The sequence below is a fragment of the Robertmurraya mesotrionivorans genome (assembly GCF_050971805.1).
Taxonomy (GTDB): Bacteria; Bacillota; Bacilli; order Bacillales; family Cytobacillaceae; genus Robertmurraya_A.
In genome coordinates this window covers 124,415-143,741 of record NZ_JBPCCH010000006.1, presented here as the reverse complement: position 1 = coordinate 143,741, position 19,327 = coordinate 124,415, and the positions used below count along the sequence as shown (strand labels likewise).

At 38.1% G+C, this 19,327-nt stretch carries 14 protein-coding genes; all 14 read left to right on the top strand.

Annotation, left to right across the window (positions count from 1 at the left end; translation table 11 throughout):
• Nucleotides 1-114 precede the first annotated feature (114 nt).
• The 14 genes from ACRX5O_RS12330 (at nt 115) to ACRX5O_RS12265 (ending at nt 19,187) form a co-directional block, all read left to right on the top strand.
• Nucleotides 115-1,080, top strand: a complete 966-nt coding sequence (locus ACRX5O_RS12330) for a LacI family DNA-binding transcriptional regulator (protein WP_433906229.1) — start codon at nt 115-117, stop codon at nt 1,078-1,080.
• 160 nt (nt 1,081-1,240) lie between these two features.
• On the top strand, nt 1,241-2,557 hold the full coding sequence (locus ACRX5O_RS12325) for an ABC transporter substrate-binding protein (protein WP_433906228.1): 1,317 nt from the start codon (nt 1,241-1,243) through the stop codon (nt 2,555-2,557).
• A 73-nt stretch (nt 2,558-2,630) separates the two neighbouring features.
• A complete protein-coding gene (locus ACRX5O_RS12320; RefSeq protein WP_433906227.1) occupies nt 2,631-3,524 on the top strand; it encodes a carbohydrate ABC transporter permease in 894 nt (297 codons plus the stop codon).
• A gap of 3 nt (nt 3,525-3,527) precedes the next feature.
• Nucleotides 3,528-4,370, top strand: coding sequence for a carbohydrate ABC transporter permease (locus ACRX5O_RS12315; RefSeq protein ID WP_433906226.1), 843 nt, complete (start codon nt 3,528-3,530; stop codon nt 4,368-4,370).
• 20 nt (nt 4,371-4,390) lie between these two features.
• On the top strand, nt 4,391-6,589 hold the full coding sequence (locus ACRX5O_RS12310; protein WP_433906225.1) for a glycoside hydrolase family 32 protein: 2,199 nt from the start codon (nt 4,391-4,393) through the stop codon (nt 6,587-6,589).
• 9 nt (nt 6,590-6,598) lie between these two features.
• Nucleotides 6,599-8,095, top strand: coding sequence for a glycoside hydrolase family 32 protein (locus ACRX5O_RS12305; RefSeq protein ID WP_433906303.1), 1,497 nt, complete (start codon nt 6,599-6,601; stop codon nt 8,093-8,095).
• A gap of 255 nt (nt 8,096-8,350) precedes the next feature.
• Entirely contained in the window at nt 8,351-9,115 is a 765-nt protein-coding gene (locus ACRX5O_RS12300; RefSeq protein ID WP_433906224.1) for an alpha/beta hydrolase, read from the top strand.
• 178 nt (nt 9,116-9,293) lie between these two features.
• On the top strand, nt 9,294-10,358 hold the full coding sequence (locus ACRX5O_RS12295; RefSeq protein WP_433906223.1) for an HD-GYP domain-containing protein: 1,065 nt from the start codon (nt 9,294-9,296) through the stop codon (nt 10,356-10,358).
• Between the two features lie 18 nt (nt 10,359-10,376).
• Nucleotides 10,377-11,852 (top strand): methyl-accepting chemotaxis protein, encoded by a 1,476-nt coding sequence (locus ACRX5O_RS12290; protein ID WP_433906222.1) that lies wholly within the window; start codon nt 10,377-10,379, stop codon nt 11,850-11,852.
• Nucleotides 11,853-12,065: 213 nt separating this feature from the next.
• Nucleotides 12,066-13,520, top strand: coding sequence for a S41 family peptidase (locus ACRX5O_RS12285; RefSeq protein WP_433906221.1), 1,455 nt, complete (start codon nt 12,066-12,068; stop codon nt 13,518-13,520).
• 300 nt (nt 13,521-13,820) lie between these two features.
• A complete protein-coding gene (locus tag ACRX5O_RS12280) occupies nt 13,821-15,011 on the top strand; it encodes a PDZ domain-containing protein (RefSeq protein ID WP_433906220.1) in 1,191 nt (396 codons plus the stop codon).
• Nucleotides 15,012-15,427: 416 nt separating this feature from the next.
• Nucleotides 15,428-16,414: an ABC transporter permease gene (locus tag ACRX5O_RS12275; protein ID WP_433906219.1), complete on the top strand. Its 987-nt coding sequence runs from the start codon at nt 15,428-15,430 to the stop codon at nt 16,412-16,414.
• Nucleotides 16,415-16,427: 13 nt separating this feature from the next.
• Nucleotides 16,428-17,327: a carbohydrate ABC transporter permease gene (locus tag ACRX5O_RS12270; protein WP_433906218.1), complete on the top strand. Its 900-nt coding sequence runs from the start codon at nt 16,428-16,430 to the stop codon at nt 17,325-17,327.
• 204 nt (nt 17,328-17,531) lie between these two features.
• A complete protein-coding gene (locus tag ACRX5O_RS12265) occupies nt 17,532-19,187 on the top strand; it encodes a type 2 periplasmic-binding domain-containing protein (protein WP_433906217.1) in 1,656 nt (551 codons plus the stop codon).
• Nucleotides 19,188-19,327: the final 140 nt, after the last annotated feature.

The window sequence follows — 19,327 nt, the reverse complement described above, 5'->3', positions numbered from 1 at the left end:
AATATAAAGTAGAGGAAGACGATTCTATTCATACCTTGATATAAATGAACCATACTAATGAAAATAATAGTGAAACATTTCCACATATGATATGATTTTAGCTGAGGTGATACTATGGCAACAATAAAGGATGTAGCAAAATTAGCTGGAGTAGGCTTAGGAACAGCGTCACGGGTTATTAATGAGTCTGGTTATGTAAGTGAAGAAACGAAAAAAAAGGTACTAGATGCTATAAAAAAATTAGGATATGTTCCAAATGAAACGGCAAGAGCATTCGTGACACAAGATAACAAAACGGTTGCGTTATTTCTGCCTTCTATTCATCATGCCTTCTTTTCTGAGTTGGCCTTCTTTATAGAAGATGAGCTTGATAAAAAGGGCTACAAAATGATTCTCTGTAATTCTACTGGTCAGAAAGAAAAGGAGCTAAAGTATATAAGCATGCTTAAGCAAAATAAAGTCTCGGGGATTATTGGGATTTCATATAACTCTATAGAAAGTGAAATCAATCATTCAATGCCTATTGTTTTAGTTGATCGCCATATTGGAGAGATACCATATGTTTCAAGTGATAATTATGGTGGTGGTAAGATGGCTCTACAGGTGTTGAAAGAAACTGGGTGTAACCATGTGGCATATATAGGGACTTATTCCAAAACCATTTTTACTGAAGTAGAAAAAAGGCTAAAAGGCTTTGAAGATGCGGCGAAGGAAACCGGAATAAACTATACACTTTATATTGAAGAGGATCCGATAAAGGACCAAACGACTTTTTTAAATACATTCTTAGATAAATACAAGAATATTGATGGGGTCTTTGTTGAGAATGATATGATGGCATTGGAACTCGTACAACTTGCACAGGATAGAAGTATACGTATTCCTGAAGATCTTTCAATTATAGGGTATGACGGCATTCAGACATATGCAATGTTTAGGCCCAAACTTTCTTCCATTAGGCAACCTGTTGAGTTAATGGGGAGAAGTTTAGTGGAACTTGTCATCAAGAAATTAAACGGAGAACAGGTGAACCCTAAAATACATCCTGTACAGTTTTTAAGGGGTGGGACAACACGTTAATTTTATATTAAGAATATTTTTAAAACAGATTGACAAACAGGAGTCTGTTTTATATACTGTGGTTAAAGATGGAAACATTTCCACCTCTTATAATGGGGCAGTGCCCTTTTATTTATAGTTATTGTGGAAACATTTCCATATATAAAAAGGGGGAAAGCATATGAAGAAAAATGTTAGCCTTTTCATGATTTTTTTACTAGTTTTTGGTTTAGTAGCTTGTTCTGATTCTGCAAACAATCAAGCTGATACTAACGATAAGGTAGATTCAGTAAAAGAATTAAAAGTATGGGTACATGTTTCGGCTGAAGATCCAGAGGGTTTAAACTATGATTTACGTGCTAAGGAATTTGAAGAAAAACATGAAAATGTAAAGGTTACGGTTGAACACATTGTAAAAACTGGTGAGGGAAGCGGCTATAATGACAGAATCAACGCAGCAATAACAACGGGAGATCTTCCTGATGTTATTACACTAGAAAGCGTGCATACTGCATCATACGTTGACTCAGAGCTTCTTCTACCTTTAGATGAATATTTAGATCAAACTACTATTGATTCCTACTTAGATGCAATCGTAAAAGCAGGTAGTGTAGGTGATAACCTTTATGCGTTACAATCTTTTGATTTATCTTCCCCTGTTTTTTACAACCCAGATCTATTTAAAGCTGCTGGAATAGAAATTCCTGCTGATGAAAATGGGAATTGGACTTTGGATTTAGCTTGGAACTACGATGAATTTTTAAAGAATGCTAAAATTCTTAAAGATTATATGGGGCAAGAGCCTGTGCATATGTTCCCAGATAACAGTGGTTGGCAAATGTATGCGCATTCACCAATCATCTTCTCTAATAATGGCCAATTAGTCGGAGAAAATGGATTAGATACCGATGGTTATTTAAATAGCGAAAATACAATTGAAGCTTTTAAATTTATGGAGACCCTTTTTAGAGACGGAATCGTTTCTCCTACTGCTAGGGAAAATGCATTTGCCTTAGAAAAAGCTGCAATTAGTTTTGAAGGACCTTGGATGATTGATGTTTTAACAAAGGAGTATCCTGATTTAAATTGGTCTTTAATGCCTTATCCATTTGGAAAAGAAGGGCATAATTCGGCACCACATGGGAGCTGGTATGTAGCTGCTACAAAAGATACAAAATACCCGGAACTTACAGCTGAACTAGTCGCTCATCTAACAAATAAAGATAGTGCTATGGCGATGGAAGAAGCTGCTGGACTTATCCCAGGTCATGAAGAGTTACTTGCTTCTTCAGCAAAATATAGTGAGTATCCTAGAAAGTTAATGTTAGATCAGTTAGTGGAAACGGAACATGTGAAACCGAATTCACCAATCTTCCCGGTGCTAGAAGATGTATTAGGTGATATTGTCGAAGGAATTGCGTTAGGAACGGATTCTGTAGAGAATCTAGTTAAGGATGCGATTGAAAAAGCCGAAAGAGAAGCTACTAGATTTAAGTAAAAGCTAATTATGATAATAAAATAGTGAGTGTACGATTGTTCGTACACTTTCTATTCTATTAAGGAGTTTTTATATGAACAAGATTATAAGAAATAAGCATGGGTTAATAGGTTTCTTATTTAGTACTAAATTTCTATTTTTACTACCTGCATTTATTTTGATTGGTGTGTTTGTTATCTACCCGTTAATTCTCGCAGTTGGCTATTCATTTACAAATTATTATCTTCTGAAACCAGATAATATCTCATTTGTTGGTTTGGATAACTACTTTGGGATTTTAGAAGATAAATACGCAAAGCAATCTCTTTTTAACTCTACCAAATATGTCATTTATATTGTGCCTTTGCAAGTCGCATTGTCATTATTTTTAGCCATTTTAATTGCAAAAAAATCAAAAGTGAATACCTTTTTTCGAACGGCATTCTTTTCCCCGTATATCTTATCTATTATTGTGGTTTCTTTACTTTGGAAAAATATCCTAGATCCAGAACTAGGTATTGTAAACGTCTTTCTAGCAGAATTGGGCTTTGCAAAGCAAGAATTCTTCGGTAATCCAGATTTAGCACTCCAAACCATTTCTTTTATTATTCTTTGGCAAGGGATAAGCTTTCAAATGTTAATAATCATGGCTGCCCTTCAGGAAATCCCATCATCATTGTATGAAGCAGCTGATTTAGAAGGTGCGAATGCTTGGCAGAAGTTTAGGTATATTACTGTTCCTAGTATAAAAGATCAGCTTGTTTTTGTACTAATTGTAGTAACTACAGGGACATTTAAAATCATCATTGAACCGTTAGTTTTAACAAATGGTGGTCCTCAAGGTAGTACATCTAGCATTCTCTTATATATGTTTGAACAGGGAACTAGATACCGTCAAATCGGCTATTCAAGTGCTATAACAGTTGTATTCGCATTGATATTGATTATTATCGCCTTTGTTCAAAGAAAATTGGTTAAGGAGGAATAAAAATTGAAGAAATTTAATGTAATTATGTTTTTAAAAATTCTCCTATTAATTGCATTTACGATTCTGTTCCTATTCCCCACTGTCTGGATGTTTGTAAGTAGCACGAAATCGGTAGCAGAAATATCAAGAGAAATTGGTACAATTAGCAGTTTTATACCAAATTTCAGTAATATGAGTGCCTGGTTTGATCCTTATAGGGAAATGTTTAGCAGATTTAACTTTGGGCTACATTTCTTTAATAGTGTTATTTATAGTTTTGTGATTGTTTTTGGAAGTTTACTAGTAAACTCATTAGCTGGATATGCACTGGCTACATTTGATATACCTTTTAAAAAGTATATTACTGGTACGTTACTTATCTTGATCATATTCCCGTTTCAGTCTGTTCTAATCCAAATTTTTATTATCATCAACGAAATGAACCTTACAAACACCGTATGGGGATTAGCCTTGCCGCATATTGGCAGTGCATTTAATATCTATCTCTTTATGGTGTTTTTTAAGAAGATCCCGAAGGAGTTAAGAGAGTCTGCATATATGGATGGTGCTTCGGATTGGCAAATTTTCACAAAAATTGCTGTCCCTATCTCAAAACCGATTTTCATGACAATTGGCATACTGGTTTTTGTAGGATCTTGGAATGATTATGTTTGGCCTCTTATGATTTTTACTGAAACAAATAAATACCCATTATCTGTGGCTGTAAATATTATGAATGAAACGAAACCAATCTATTTAAATCAGGTGATGGCGGGGCTAACCGTTACAACTATTCCTATTCTAATCGTTTATATTTTTGGTCAAAAATACATTATGCCACAAAACTCAACAACCGGAATTAAATAACATTCTATTAGAGGTGACTTATGAGTTTACTATATGACCTTAGTTTGAATGAGGGGAAGGGAAATGTAACCAAAGAACGGATTCGGGACAATCTGTTATCTATTGAATATGTCTTTAACCATGCAAGGTATAAGGGAAGTTGTTCCCCGAGTTGGGTCACATCTACACTTGAAGGTTACGCTTTAGATTTTGACGGATATTCCACGTATATAAAGGATGAACCAATAGAAGTAAAGGGATCCTTGACGATCGTTACTCTTATTGCCCCACGTTGTTTTGAAGCGTGTCATGGCGAAGTATCTACAACAATCATTGATCAATTAGATAAAGAGAAGAAAAAAGGTTTTGCGTTAACCCTTTTCCAGCATGGGGAAGTCCAATTTGAATTAGGGAATGGGAACCAGATACATCGATTTAGGAGTAAGGAACAACTGGAATTGTTCAAGAAATCACAAATTACGGTTACCTTAAACCAAGAAACCAATTTGATTTCAATCTATATAAATTCTCAACGAGTAATATGTGAACTAACAGATGGATTCGAGAATGCTGATATTCCATTATCAATCGGGTTAAATAATACCCCTTTCAAAATCAGTGACGTTTTTAAGGGCGGAATGTTCTCTGGATTAGTCGACTATATACGAATTTATGATGAACACTGGTCAGCGGAAATGATTCAAAATGACTTTATTAATGTCCAAGAGAAGCTCTCACTTAATTTTAAGGATATAGATCTCGATCAGAGTAAACTGTTAGATGATATTCATCGGCCGCAATATCATGCCATACCGCCACAACATTGGATGAATGAACCTCACGCTCCTTTTTATTACAAAGGAAAGTATCACTTGTTTTATCAGAAAAATGCATCGGGTCCTTATTTCTCGAATTTGCATTGGGGACATTGGACAAGTGATGATATGGTTTTTTGGAAAAATGAAAAAACAGCTTTATTTCCCCAGAGAGGTGAATTAACGCCATCAGGGGTGTGGTCTGGTTCAGCTACCATCGGTCCAAAAAATATTCCATATCTATTTTATACCTCCGCCAATTTGGCTAAAAGTTATAACCAGGGAGTTGCCATCGCTCGCCCGAAAAATTTAGGGGACATACACCTTGTGGAATGGGAAATGGACCATCAAGGTACTATTACTCAAACGGATAAACAAGGAATGCCTTCTCAATTCAGGGATCCTTTTGTTTGGAAAGATGGTAAGGAAGAGATATGGTACCTCATCATAGGCGGTGGAATGGAAGATAAAGGACCAACCGCCTGGATCTATACATCGACTGATTGTGAAAATTGGCAGTTTAAAGGAGACTTTTTTACCGTAGACAGTGAAGCTTTCCCTTATTTAGGGACAAATTGGGAACTGCCTGTTTTGCTACCGGTTTCTGACGATAAAGGAAATACAAAGTACGTCTTTTTGTTCATGAGCTACTTTAACAAAGAAACAAAATATCAGGTGGATACTTATTATTATCTTGGAGAGTTCGATAAGAAAAGCCTAAGGTTCATTCCGGATTCAACTGAGCCACAATTGATGGATTACGGAAAGTTTAAATTTAGTGGACCAAGTGGTTTTGTTGATCCCGTTACGAACAAATCTATTGTTTTCTCTATTCTCCAAGGAAACCGAAATGAGCAGGAAGAATACGATTCTGGTTGGGCCCATAATGCTGGACTTCCTATTGAAGTGTATTTAGAAAATAATGAACTCAGAGTGAAACCTATAGAAAACCTGGTAGCTCTAAGAAATAAAGTACTCGTGGATGAAGCGGATAGACCATTAGTTGAAATAAATGAAAAACTTAAAGAGATAAGTGGAAAAATGCTTGAGGTTATTATGGAGTTCGAACATACGGAAAGATTGGTTGGGTTTGAGTGTAAAAAGGATCCTACGAATCAAGAAAAAACAAGCCTAGTCTATGATAAGAAAAACAAGCAAGTTTGGCTCGACCGAAGCAAAAGCAGTTTGGGTCGTGAAGGTGATCTCCAAGGAGGCTTCCTTGATATTGAAAAGGGCTTTTCTGCTCATATTTATATTGATCACTCGGCAATTGAATGCTACTTAAATAACGAAAAAATGATTTCAAGCAGAATATATCCCACATTAAAAAATAGTGATTACATCTCTTTAATTGGTGAGGAAGATATCATGATCAAATCAATTAAAGTCTTTGAGCTGAAATCAATTTGGAAAAAGGAGACTTGAGTGAACGGGATGACAATACAAACAAATGTAATTAATAAAACTTATCGACATAACTATCATCTAATGCCTGAGTGTGGGTGGATGAATGACCCAAATGGTTTTTCATACTTTAATAACGAATATCATCTTTTTTATCAGCATTATCCTCATGATACCGTTTGGGGCCCCATGCATTGGGCGCATGCAGTAAGTTCTGATCTTATCAAATGGAATCACAAAGAAATTGCATTAAAACCAGGTGAAGATTATGACCGAAATGGTGTCTTTTCAGGTTCTGGGATTCAAGTCGGTAATGAACATTGGTTATATTATACAGGCCATATTGATTCACTGCTTGACGTCGAATATGATAAGGATTTTAAAAAGAAACCAATTCCTGATAGTCAAGAAACGGTTCCCTATATTAGACAAGTGCAGTGTTTAGCTAAATCGGTGGATGGGATAACTTACGAAAAGTATGAGAATAACCCAGTTATTACATCGGACCAGGTCCCAACGGGAATCAGGGTTGAAGATTTCAGAGACCCAAAAGTATGGATCTACCGAGATAGGTTTTATATGGCAGTTGGGGCTAAGAGTAACGAGTTTATTGGGCATGTATTATTCTATACGTCCATAGATGGAGTGAATTGGGAATATCTAAATCAGTTATCACTAGGTAAGAATTATGGAACTGTTTGGGAATGTCCAGATTTATTTGAACTGGATGGCAAACATGTCTTACTTTTTTCACCTCAGGAAAAACCGCGGGTTGGGAATAGATTTGAAAATGTGCATTCGACAATGGCTTTAATTGGGGAGTTCAATTACTCTACAGGTGAATTTAAAGTGGAGGGGGAGCAAGAACTTGACCAGGGCTTTGACTTTTATGCCCCACAAACGGTTTTAACTGCAGAAGGAAAGAGAGTTATGATCGCATGGATGAATATGTGGGAAAGAAGTTATCCCCTGCATGAGCTGGGGCATGGCTGGAACGGTTCAATGACACTTCCTAGAGAATTATCAATGAAAAATGGAAAGCTTATTCAAAAGCCTTATCATAAAATTGAAACCTATCAAAGAAATGTAGTAGAACTGAATGACTTCTCAATCAAGGGACTTTACGAGAATACTAGTATAAATGGGATCAGCCAAAGACTGGATATTCAATTTGAAATGACAGAAAGCAATCAGTTTACGATTGAATTTTTCAGATCTGCAAATGAAAAACTCTCATTAATATTTGATAAAAGTAAAAACGAAATGGTAATGGATCGAAGCGAGTCAAAATACGTAATTGAAAATACGGGGACAAAGAAGGACTTTATAAGAAGTCAGTTGATTGATCTATCCAATCCTGTTCATCTATCCATCTTTATAGATGTCTCATCCATTGAGATTTTTGCAAATAACGGTGAACAGGTATTTACCTCTTTATACTTTTCAAAAGAATTAAGTGAAAGTATATTATTCCATTCTCAAGGTGTGACAAAGGTGAATAGGGTTTTGAAATGGGAGCTTGTTTAGAGGGGAAGTTTTTTAAAAGATTACATGATTCAACTTGTAAAAAGATAAAGGGAATCCTTATGGGTTTCCTTTTTTTCTAAGTAGTAAAAATGTTTTCTGTTTCTGTTTTTTAGAGATTATTTTAAGGGAAAGATGGAGTTAAAATAAAATGTGCTTTTTTTATTTAATTCCTAGTTTACAGATGGGTATAATATGGATTATAGTATAGTAACAGATAAAAATTGAAATAACTGCTTACTAATGGAGGCGAAACAGATGGCAGAAACATATCCGGTTATCGAGGGAGCGGAAGAATTTTTCTTCAAGGGAAGTGAAGTTGGAGTACTTATTTCTCATGGGTTTCTTGGGACACCTCAAAGTGTACGGTATATTGGGGAAGAGTTTGCAAGATTAGGGTATTCGGTTTTATGCCCAAGATTAAAGGGGCACGGAACTCACTATAAAGATATGGAAGCTTGCTCTTATCAAGACTGGTTCTCTTCATTAGAAAAAGCATATTTACAATTAAAACAACATTGTTCACATATTTTTGTTATCGGGCAGTCAATGGGTGGAACACTTTCTCTTCGTTTAGCTCATCGTCATAAAGAAATAAAGGGGCTCATTTTAATTAACGCTGCTTTGGAAGTTCCAGCCTACGATTATTTAAAAGATCAGGTTGAACCGAGGTTTCTAAATGAGTCAGAACCAGATATTCATGCAAAAGGTGTGCATGAAATTACTTATCCAAAGGTACCATTAAAAGCGGTTCATGAATTACAAAAGGTCATGGAGGACACGTTGAGTATCCTTCCTGAGATAGAGAGCCCGGTTTTAGGTATGCGCTCAAGTGTGGACCATGTTGTTCCACCTGAGAATACCGATTATATCCTTCAAACTGTACACTCTACTAATAAGGAAAGGCTCGTATTGGAGAATTCCTTTCATGTGGCGTCTATGGATTATGACAAAGACCAAATTGTAAGAAGTGGACATCAGTTCATTCAGCAGTTAGTAGCAAAGGAACTGGTGTTAAGTTAATTTCATATTAAAGTAGAAGAGGAACTCCCTCTTCTTTTTTTTATGTTAAAGTCGAAATTTGTAGAAATATTTTGAGCATTACGAAATAAAACCCCATCCATTCCTATACTCAAAACTAAAATTTGGTACTATAATAGTAATAATTGCACAGGTAAAACGAACTATAGGGGTGTATGGAATGATAACAAAGGGGAGTCTTTCCTTACAATTAGTAGGCTCGATGCTAGCGGAAGATGTGTATGCAAAGAATAAAACGATTCCACTACTACGAAAAGGCACAGTATTAAACGAAAGACATATCTTTGTTTTACAAAGTCACTTGAGTCATAATAATTTACGCTTGGACACGTGTTCAATTAACCAACCATCTATTAGTGTTGAAAAACTAGAACAGAACTACAAGGAATCTCTTGGGCAGCTAAAAACAATTTTCGAAGATTTGGAAGCAACAATAAATGGTAGCGCTTCCAACCAGCCCCTGCAAAAGCTTGAGCATATGTATACACCGATGCTTAATACGATTGTAGCGGAGGATGAGCATTTCGAACTACTCAAGCTCCTTAGGAAAGATGATGAATTTACGTATGTTCATTCGTTAAATGTGGCGGTAGTCTCTTCCATTATAGGAAAGCTATTAGCGATGGATAAAGCAGCAATATTGCTACTTGGGGAAACAGGAATTTTGCATGATATCGGCAAACTTGCTATTCCACTTTCGGTGTTAAATAAGAACGGAAAACTAGATCCTGAAGAATGGGAGCTTATCCGAAACCATACGGTTGAAGGGGTACATATCCTAAAAAAAATGGGTGAGACTCGCTCGAAGGTGATTATGGGAACACTTATGCACCATGAAAGATTAGACGGTTCTGGCTATCCGTATGGTGTTCGAGAGGATGTTATCCCTTTTCATGCTCAAATCATCTCGGTCGCTGACACGTATGATGCCATCACAGCAGTCCGTCCGTATAAGGGGGAGCAGTCACCCGTCGTTGCTGTTATGATTTTAATGGAGGAAACCGCAAAGGGAAAGTTCAACCCTACGATCACGGTACCTTTTACTAAATACTTAATGGATCAGTTTATCGGAAAAAAAGTCGTGTTAAATACAGGGGAGCAAGGGACAATCATAACGGTTTACGAGGATATGCCACATTGTCCACTTGTGTATCTGGGCGATAATCATTATGTAGATTTACGTTATGACTTCACACGCTCATTAAAGGATGTTGTTTCATATTAACTATTGGGGGAATTTGATATGGACAGAATTCAATATATGCAGGAAAGAAACAAGCTGGTCACCCTTTTACTATGGATTTGCTTTGCCTTAGGACTTGCTAGTAACTTTGCTGCAAACGTTGGCACACAAGGAATTCTTACATTTGCAATTGTTGGATTTATACTCGTATCCATAATTACGACATTAACTTTAACGAAAAAGTTTACACTACATATTCATTACATTGTGGCTGTTGGGATCGCGATCCTTATTTTCTTTATGGTCTCTAGTTCTCCAAAGCTATCAAGCTATTTAATGATTTATTTTGCTCTAGCAGTTGTCATGATTTATAACCAAGTGGGATCCATGGCCATTACGGGAGTGATCGGGTTAGCTCTGAGCAATTACTTCTTTTTCAAATTTAATGAGCAAATGTTCTACGGAGCGGATGTTTCGATCTTAATCTCATTGAATGTCATCAATATTGTAACGTTAATCATGTTCCTTACACAGGCACGACTTACTTCAAAGCTAACCCAAAAGATGGAAGCCGACGGAGTCGAGTTAAAGCAAGGAAAAGATCAGGTTGATGAATTGCTAGAAAAAGTAAAAGAGTCGGTAGGTGTGCTGCAGAACTTCAGCCATTCTTTTAAAAGAAATATAGAGAAAACAAATCAAATTTCTGTTGAGCTGACCTCTGCTTTTTCCGAAATATCAAAAGGAATGGAGACACAAGCAAGTTCTGTGACTGGGATGAATGAGACGATGCAATTGTCAGGAGATATGATTCGTTCAGTTGTAACATCTGCTCAAACGCTTCACAAAATCTCACTTGAAACCGAGCACACGTCTCAAGTAGGCACAAAAAAGGTTCACACGCTCGAAACGGAAATGAAGGATGTTTATGACTCGGTCGAAAATACAAGTCAATTGATGAAAGAGCTAAACAACCAAACCCAACAAATCGGAGCGATTGTTTTAAAAATTAGAGAAGTAACCGATCAAACGAATCTGCTCGCATTAAACGCAGCGATCGAAGCAGCGCGCGCGGGAGAGGCAGGTAAAGGTTTTGCGGTGGTAGCTGGGGAAGTTCGTAAGCTCGCAGAAACCTCTCAAGCGTCCACACATGAAATCGAAGCCATCCTAGATGGAATTCAAAGAAAGACGGTACAAGTAACAGGCCAAGTACAAGGCGGCCAGCTTGCGGTTGAAAAAGGATTAGAAATGACGAAGCAAACAAGTCAAACGTTCCAGTCGATGCTCGCCTCTTCAAAGCAAGGACTACAGCAAGCAGAAGAAGTGGAAAAAAGTCTCGTTCATTTCTCTAAAAACTCAGAAGCGGTGATCGACGAAATCTCCTCGCTATCCAGTGTTTCCGAGCAGTCCAGTGCGGCAGTAGAAGAAGTACTAGCAAGCGTCGAAGAGCAATCCCACCAAATCACCCAAGTGGTCGAATCATTCAAAGAATTAGAAACCCTAACCAAACAGCTCGCCACACTCGTTGTCCGGAAATAATTCATAACTCGTCCATTTCACACATATAGTGGTTATACAAAGACATCTCACAACCTTTGTGGGGTGTTTTTTGTATCATGCTTTGTAGGTAAGTACTAATAATTAAGGGGCTGTTTCTCCTGTAGGAAGCCTTTGTTGCGCAGCAACAACAGCTTGTGAAAGGAGAAATAGACCCTATACATACAACAAAGCTACTTCAGAGGAGGATTTTTCATGAATCGAAAATGGGTCGCCTTGCTAATGACGGGGTCATTGCTGACAGGTGCTGGAGGAACATATGGGTATTTGCATTATACTGGTGCGCTAGCGGCAGAGTCCAAGGTGGAGTTACATACCGAAAGCAGCGACGAGGGAACTCCTCAGGCTATTAATCTAGAAGAATTGGACAAAGTCGAAAAAGCGTACGAATTAATTTTAACTAGTTATGTGGAAAGTGTGGATCAAGAAAAACTCATCGAAGGTGCGATTCAAGGGATGCTAACTACACTCGACGATCCGTACTCCGTTTACATGGATAAAGAAACGGCCAAGCAATTTAGCAGTACGCTAGAATCTTCGTTTGAGGGGATTGGTGCAGAAGTAGGTCTAGTCGATGGGAAAATTGTGATCGTGTCCCCATTTAAAGATTCTCCAGCCGAAAAAGCAGGCTTGCGTCCAAATGACCAAATACTATCGGTGGATGGAGAAAGCTTGGACGGGGTGGACCTCTATGAAGCAACCCTCAAAATCCGTGGTGAAAAAGGAACAAAGGTAAAACTGGAAATTGCACGTAGTGGCCTAACTAAGCCGCTCGTTGTCAACGTGAAGCGCGATGAAATTCCGCAAATCACGGTGCATAGTGATGTGAAAAAGCAGAATGGGAAGGATATTGGGTATCTCGAGATCACTACATTCTCAGAGGAAACGGCTAATGAGTTTAAAAAGGAGTTAAAGGCGCTTGAAGATAAAGGCATCAATGGGTTACTGATTGATGTGCGTGGAAATCCAGGTGGACTTTTATCGAGCGTGGAGGAGATATTGAAAGAATTCGTGTCAAAGGAAAAGCCATTCGTGCAAATCGAGAAACGAAATGGCGAGAAGATGCGCTATTTTTCAAACCTAACGAAAGATAAAGAGTATCCTGTTGCCGTGTTGATCGATAAAGGCAGCGCCTCTGCCTCTGAAATTCTTGCCGGTGCACTGCAGGAAGCGGAAGGATTCCAGCTCATTGGAGAGACCACGTTCGGAAAAGGAACCGTTCAGCAAGCCGTACCGATGGGGGATGGCAGCAATATTAAGCTAACTCTGTTTAAGTGGTTAACTCCTGATGGAAACTGGATTCACAAAAAGGGGATTGAACCTGATGTGAAGGTCGTCCAATCAGACTTGTATCACACGCATCCGCTTCAAATCACCGAAGCGTTAGAGAAGGATATGAACAACGAGCAAATCAAAAATGCCCAGCAAATGCTGAAGGCACTTGGGCTTGATCCGGGTCGAGAGGACGGCTATTTCAATGACCGTACCGAAACCTCTGTCAGGGCCTTCCAACGTCAACACGACTTAGAGATGACGGGGAAAATTGATAGCAAAACAGCCAGTGCTCTTGAGAGTGCGGTGATTGAGGAAATGAAGAAGGATAGCAATGACACGCAGCTGCAGACTGGACTCCGGTTGTTGGCGAAATAATGTGACGAATGACCCCCTTGCTCTGGTAGGTGAGGGGGTATTTTTTATGGAGTTACGCAAATGTGGTGGAAAGTTACGCATATATCGTAAAAGTTACGCATAAAATCGAAAACTTACGCATAAACCTTCGAAAGTTACGCAAATATGTGTTCGTAGTATACTTTAGTATATCGAATACCCCTCTGAAAACCCACATCCACTATTATCCAAAATATTTCTAATATCGAATTCTCCTTTCATTTGGTAAAATAAAGATTAATAGAAAAGTTCGGAAATAGATTGATAAGGTTGGTGGCTAGATTGGTTCTAGAGTGGCTATTAGAAATGGCTTGGGGATTCGCAAAACTATTAATACATCCAGTGTTTTACTTCACTTTTCTACTCGCGGCATTTTTAGGAGTTTCTCGAGTAAAGAGGGAACGAAGCCACTTTCACGTTCGCGTCGAAAATGCTTACTTTGAGCTTCGTCAGTTACTACCGCTCGGACTATTGCTCGGATCCGTACTATCGGTCATTATGATCGCCGCGGGAGTGGTAATTCCGCTAGCGGCCATCCTATTTATCGCAGCAATCACGATAATCCTAAGCATTCGTGTACGCCTGCTATCATCGGTATACACAGTGGGTCTTACCTTCTTCGCCATCTTTTTCACAGCGGGCAAGGACTGGAGTATCCCGCTTTTCCCAGAGCTTTTTAGCAGTCTCGAAGACAAGCTCTACCCTTCCATCACGGTCCTTCTAGCTGTACTAGTAATTGCAGAAGGCATTCTCATTTTGAAAAATGGAAAGAAGGGGACCTCGCCTAAGCTTATGACTAGCAAGCGCGGCCAACGAGTGGGCGTTCACGAACTTAAGCGAGTATGGATGTTGCCGCTTCTTCTGTTGATCCCTGGAGATGCCCTACAGCAGCTGCCGTTTGAATGGTGGCCAGTGTTTGATGTAGGTGGAGAAGGCTACGGACTACTGCTTGTTCCGTTTGCACTCGGGCATTATCAGCACATCCAAGGAGCACTTCCAACCCAGGCAGTCACACATGTCGGAAAGCAAATCATGGCTCATGGTTTCGTACTAACGGCCATCGCGATCGCCTCGTATTGGCTACCGATTCTATCATTAGCGGTCGTTGCGATCGGAATCCTAGGTCGTGAGGTTATCTACTTTAGTCAAAAAACAAAGGAAGAAAATGGTCCATTCTATTTTTCCAAGCGTAATCAAGGTGTCATGATTTTAGGAGTGCTTCCACATTCTCCTGCACAAAAAATGCAGCTTTCCGTTGGGGAGATTGTTTCTAAGGTAAATGGAACAATCGTACATAACGAAGCTGAGGTCTATGAGGCGCTACAACGGAACCGTGCCCACTGTAAGCTTGAGGTGTTAGACGTAAATGGACAAGTTCGCTTTGTCCAGCGAGCTCTCTACGAAGGCGATCATCATGAGTTAGGAATCCTGTTTGTTCAGGATGAGAAGAAGTGGGGAACAGAAGCGGTATGATGTTGTAAAACACCATAAAAAAGCGGACTTTAAGAACGGGTTAAATCTAAAAAAACATCCTATCGCTAGAAATTAGTTAATATTTGAAATAGATATTATAAAGAGTTGAACTAAAACTTATCAACAGGGAAATCTGTAAGGCTCGCTGTCAAGACGTGGCCAGGGTTTTTGATTTAGACTGAATAAAAGAAGCAGGACTCTGAAAAAGGGAATCCTGCTTCTTTTTTGTGTCAGAGGAACCGCCCCTCTTTTGAAAGATGAAAACGATACCATCATGATGGTATCAATATTTCTACCTTTAAAGCAGAATCTAAAAAATTGGTACCATAAGCAAAATTTCATGGCTTATAAATGCTAGTACCTTTTCTTAATATAAATGTATAGGAAAGACAAAAGCAACTTAGGTGGTGAAAGAAATGGAAGTCAAGGTACAGCAGTCAGTTGAACAACAAGAGAGTGGTACCATTAGGGAAAAGCCCACAAAAAAAGAAAAATACAAAAAGATTAAAAAGACAATCATTTCTCAAAAATATTTGCAGGTAATGGCTCTGCTAGGTGTAGTTTGGATGTTTGTTTTCAACTATATCCCGATGTATGGGTTGATCATTGCTTTTAAGGAATACAGCGTTATCAAAACAATTTCAGAAGCACCTTGGGTTGGATTGATGCAATTCAAAGAGTTCCTGCAAGATGATAATTTCTGGATTGTCCTGAAAAATACGCTTGGAATCAGCTTAATTAAATTGTTAATTGGGTTTCCACTTCCAATTATATTTGCTCTTTTATTAAATGAACTTACTTCATTAAAGCTCAAGAAGGCGGTTCAAACGATTTCGTACTTGCCTCACTTTATATCATGGGTAGTCCTTGGAGGAATCCTGACTACATGGCTTGCCGATATCGGTGTGATTAATGATATATTACTAGGTCTTGGATTAATCAGTGAACGAACCAATTTCCTTGCTGAGCCCGATAACTTCTGGGCCATCATCATTCTATCAGATATTTGGAAAGAGTTAGGATGGTCAGCGATTATTTATCTCGCAGCAATTGCGGGTGTATCTACGGAACTATATGAATCTGCAACGATTGATGGAGCAAATCGTTTCCAAAAGATGTGGTACATCACATTGCCATCCATCCGTCCGACGATCACAATCCTTTTCATTCTTGCTGTAAGCGGTGTCTTAAATTCGAACTTTGATCAAATATTAATTCTTCGAAACTCTTTAAATGAAAGCGCATCAAATGTTATTGATATTTACGTCTACCAGATGGGTATTCAGAATGCTAGGTACTCTTATGCAACAGCTGTTGGATTAATGAAAGCAATTATAGCTTTTATTCTTCTTCTTTCTGCTAATAAGATTACAAAAAAATTAAGTGGAACATCATTATTTTAGGGGGTGAGGATACATGTTTAAGCTTTTTAAACGTAATCGGAGAACGACCAGTGAATACATCTTTGATAATGTAAACATTCTGATCATGCTATTTGTATGTGGCATAACCCTTTATCCAATTTGGTACGTTGTAGTGAATTCATTGAACGATGGTGTTGATGCCATGCGTGGTGGCATCTACTGGTGGCCGAGGGAATTCACAATAGAAAATTATAAAGCAGTTTTTCAAACGCAAGGAATTTTAACCTCTTTTGGGATAACAATATCAAAAACCGTTATTGGGACGCTCACTCATGTGTTTTTTACGGCAATGGTTGCCTATGCAATCTCTAGGAGAGACCTTTACGGTAGAAAACTGTACATGATGATTGGAATCATCACCATGTTTTTCAGTGGTGGATTAATCCCTTACTTCCTTTTAATTAGAGATCTCGGATTATTCGATAATTTCTTGGTATATATCATCCCAACGTTGTTTAACTTCTTCCATTTAATCATTTTTGTTTCCTTCTTTAGGGAATTGCCTGCTTCCTTAGAAGAAGCAGCGAAGATTGATGGTGCAAATGATTTTATGATTTTTATAAAAGTAATCATTCCGCTTTCGATGCCTGTTATTGCCACGATTGCCTTGTTCCAGGGAGTATATCAATGGAATGACTATTTTGCCGGAGTCATCTTCGTGAATAATCCGGATTTGCAACCAATCCAGACTTATTTATACAAGGTTGTGGCAGAGTCTAGCTCTAACCAAATGATGATGAATGCTGCAGGAACAGTTACTACAAAAACGGTAACATCTCAATCTATTAAACTAGCAACAATGGTTGTTACAACCCTTCCAATCATGCTTGTATACCCATTCCTACAAAAGTACTTTGTTAAAGGAATGCTGATTGGTTCAGTAAAAGGCTGATGAAATGGATTTAATTCTTCTTAAATGAAGAAATTAAATGATAAATGCTTCATTATTGGATGACTTGCTTTAATATGAAGGATTCCCTCTTCCTAAAATGTGGGAAAGGCTAGTGTTTTGTCACAAAAGTCTTTCCCGTCTTATTAAAGCAGTGTACATTTAGTAATGTGGCCCAAAAATAATAAAAAGAGAGAGGGTCAAAAAATGAGGAGAAAATCATTCTTTAAAAGCTTTTCATTGCTTCTTATTCTATCATTGGTTTTAGCACTTTTTTCAGGCTGTTCTGTTAATACGAATGAAACCGCTTCCGGAAAGAAAGATGCAGATAAACCAAAGGCTTCAGCGGATGCTCCTGGCTGGCAGTCCAACAAAGAACCAATTACTTTTGACTGGTATGTAAACTTTTCTTGGTTCGCACATAAATGGGGAGATGATGTTGTCTCAAAATATATAACAGATAAAACAGGTGTTTCAGTTAATTTCATTTCTCCAGCAGGTAATGAAGCAGAGAAAATGAACACGATGATTGCTTCTGGCAAACTTCCTGATTTTATTACATTAGGCTGGTGGGAAGATGCTGTTAAAAAGATGGTTGAAGGAGAGCTTGTACTTCCTTTAAATGAACTTGCTGACCAGTATGATCCATATTTTTACAGAGTAGCAGATGGTGCAAAGATTGAATGGTATAAGCAGGAGGACGGAAATACTTACGGTTATCCAAATGCTTCCTCTTCACCAAAAGACTTTGAAAAATACAAAGACCTTAAGCCTTCGAATCAGACATTCCTTGTCAGAAAGGACATGTATGAAGCGATTGGAAGTCCTGACATGAGCACTCCTGAAGGTTTCTTGAAGGCACTTGAAGACGCAAAGGAGAAATTCCCTGAAATTAATGGTGCTCCAATGATTCCGTTTGGACTTAATGAATTCACTGATGTAGGTAATACATCTCTAGAAGCTTATCTTCAAAACTTCCTTGCTATTCCTATGGAGAAAGACGGAAAGGTTTATGACCGTAGCCAAGATCCTGAATATCTTGCATGGTTAAAAACATTCAGAGAGGCTAACGACAAAGGTCTTCTTGCAAAGGATATCTTTATTGACAAGCGTCCACAAATGGAAGAAAAAATTTCACAAGGCAGATATTTTGCAATGCTTTATCAACGTAGTGACCTTGCAGCTCAGCAACATGCATTATATGCAAAAGATCCAAACTCTGTTTATATTGCTGTTGATGGACCTGCCAACTCAAAGGGAGATGCTCCTACTTTAGCAGGAGACAGCATCTCAGGTTGGACTGTAACATTGATTTCTAAAGATGTGAAAGACAAGGAAAGAGCAATTCAATTCCTGACATACCTGATTAGTGAAGAAGGTCAACTAGATCTTTACATGGGTAAAGAAGGAGAAACATATGATGTTGTTAACGGAAAACCAGAATTCAAGTCAGAAGTTTTAGACTTATTGAATAAAGATCGTGCAGCATTTGACCAACAGTACGGTGCTTCTTTTAAGTATTGGATGCTAATGGATACGAATATGAACCTTCAATGGCTTCCACCTTCATCTGAGCCTTTCAAGCAAATGGAAGACTGGACAAAAGGGAAGACAGTTAGCTTTGCTGAGTTTGATGGTATTAGCCCGACTGGAACTTCTGCTGAAGGAGTTGCAGCAAGTAAAATTGCACAAGAATGGGGCAAAACACTGCCTAAACTGTTACTAGCTAAATCCGATAAAGAATTCGATAAGTTGTTTAATGACTTCTTAGAGAAGCGCGAGTCTTACGGTTATGACAAAGTGGAAAAGTATCAGCAAAACACTTACGAGCTTAACAAAAAGAAACTTGACGCAGCTAAATAAAATGATTAAAAGGCTGTCCCATTTAGAAATTTTCTAAATGGGACAGTCTCTTCCTGTTAATAAGGATGAGGAATCATTCAATGAATAGTTAACTTTATGATCACTTTTACATGAAAAACTAGTTATACTATGGATAGATA

What these genes read in the sequence shown, in the direction of transcription:
- ACRX5O_RS12330 (WP_433906229.1), top strand. Translation starts at nt 115, where the DNA reads ATGGCAACAATAAAGGATGTAGCAAAATTAGCTGGAGTAGGCTTAGGA.
- ACRX5O_RS12325 (WP_433906228.1), top strand. Translation starts at nt 1,241, where the DNA reads ATGAAGAAAAATGTTAGCCTTTTCATGATTTTTTTACTAGTTTTTGGT.
- ACRX5O_RS12320 (WP_433906227.1), top strand. Translation starts at nt 2,631, where the DNA reads ATGAACAAGATTATAAGAAATAAGCATGGGTTAATAGGTTTCTTATTT.
- ACRX5O_RS12310 (WP_433906225.1), top strand. Translation starts at nt 4,391, where the DNA reads ATGAGTTTACTATATGACCTTAGTTTGAATGAGGGGAAGGGAAATGTA.
- ACRX5O_RS12305 (WP_433906303.1), top strand. Translation starts at nt 6,599, where the DNA reads ATGACAATACAAACAAATGTAATTAATAAAACTTATCGACATAACTAT.
- ACRX5O_RS12300 (WP_433906224.1), top strand. Translation starts at nt 8,351, where the DNA reads ATGGCAGAAACATATCCGGTTATCGAGGGAGCGGAAGAATTTTTCTTC.
- ACRX5O_RS12295 (WP_433906223.1), top strand. Translation starts at nt 9,294, where the DNA reads ATGATAACAAAGGGGAGTCTTTCCTTACAATTAGTAGGCTCGATGCTA.
- ACRX5O_RS12290 (WP_433906222.1), top strand. Translation starts at nt 10,377, where the DNA reads ATGGACAGAATTCAATATATGCAGGAAAGAAACAAGCTGGTCACCCTT.
- ACRX5O_RS12285 (WP_433906221.1), top strand. Translation starts at nt 12,066, where the DNA reads ATGAATCGAAAATGGGTCGCCTTGCTAATGACGGGGTCATTGCTGACA.
- ACRX5O_RS12275 (WP_433906219.1), top strand. Translation starts at nt 15,428, where the DNA reads ATGGAAGTCAAGGTACAGCAGTCAGTTGAACAACAAGAGAGTGGTACC.
- ACRX5O_RS12270 (WP_433906218.1), top strand. Translation starts at nt 16,428, where the DNA reads ATGTTTAAGCTTTTTAAACGTAATCGGAGAACGACCAGTGAATACATC.
- ACRX5O_RS12265 (WP_433906217.1), top strand. Translation starts at nt 17,532, where the DNA reads ATGAGGAGAAAATCATTCTTTAAAAGCTTTTCATTGCTTCTTATTCTA.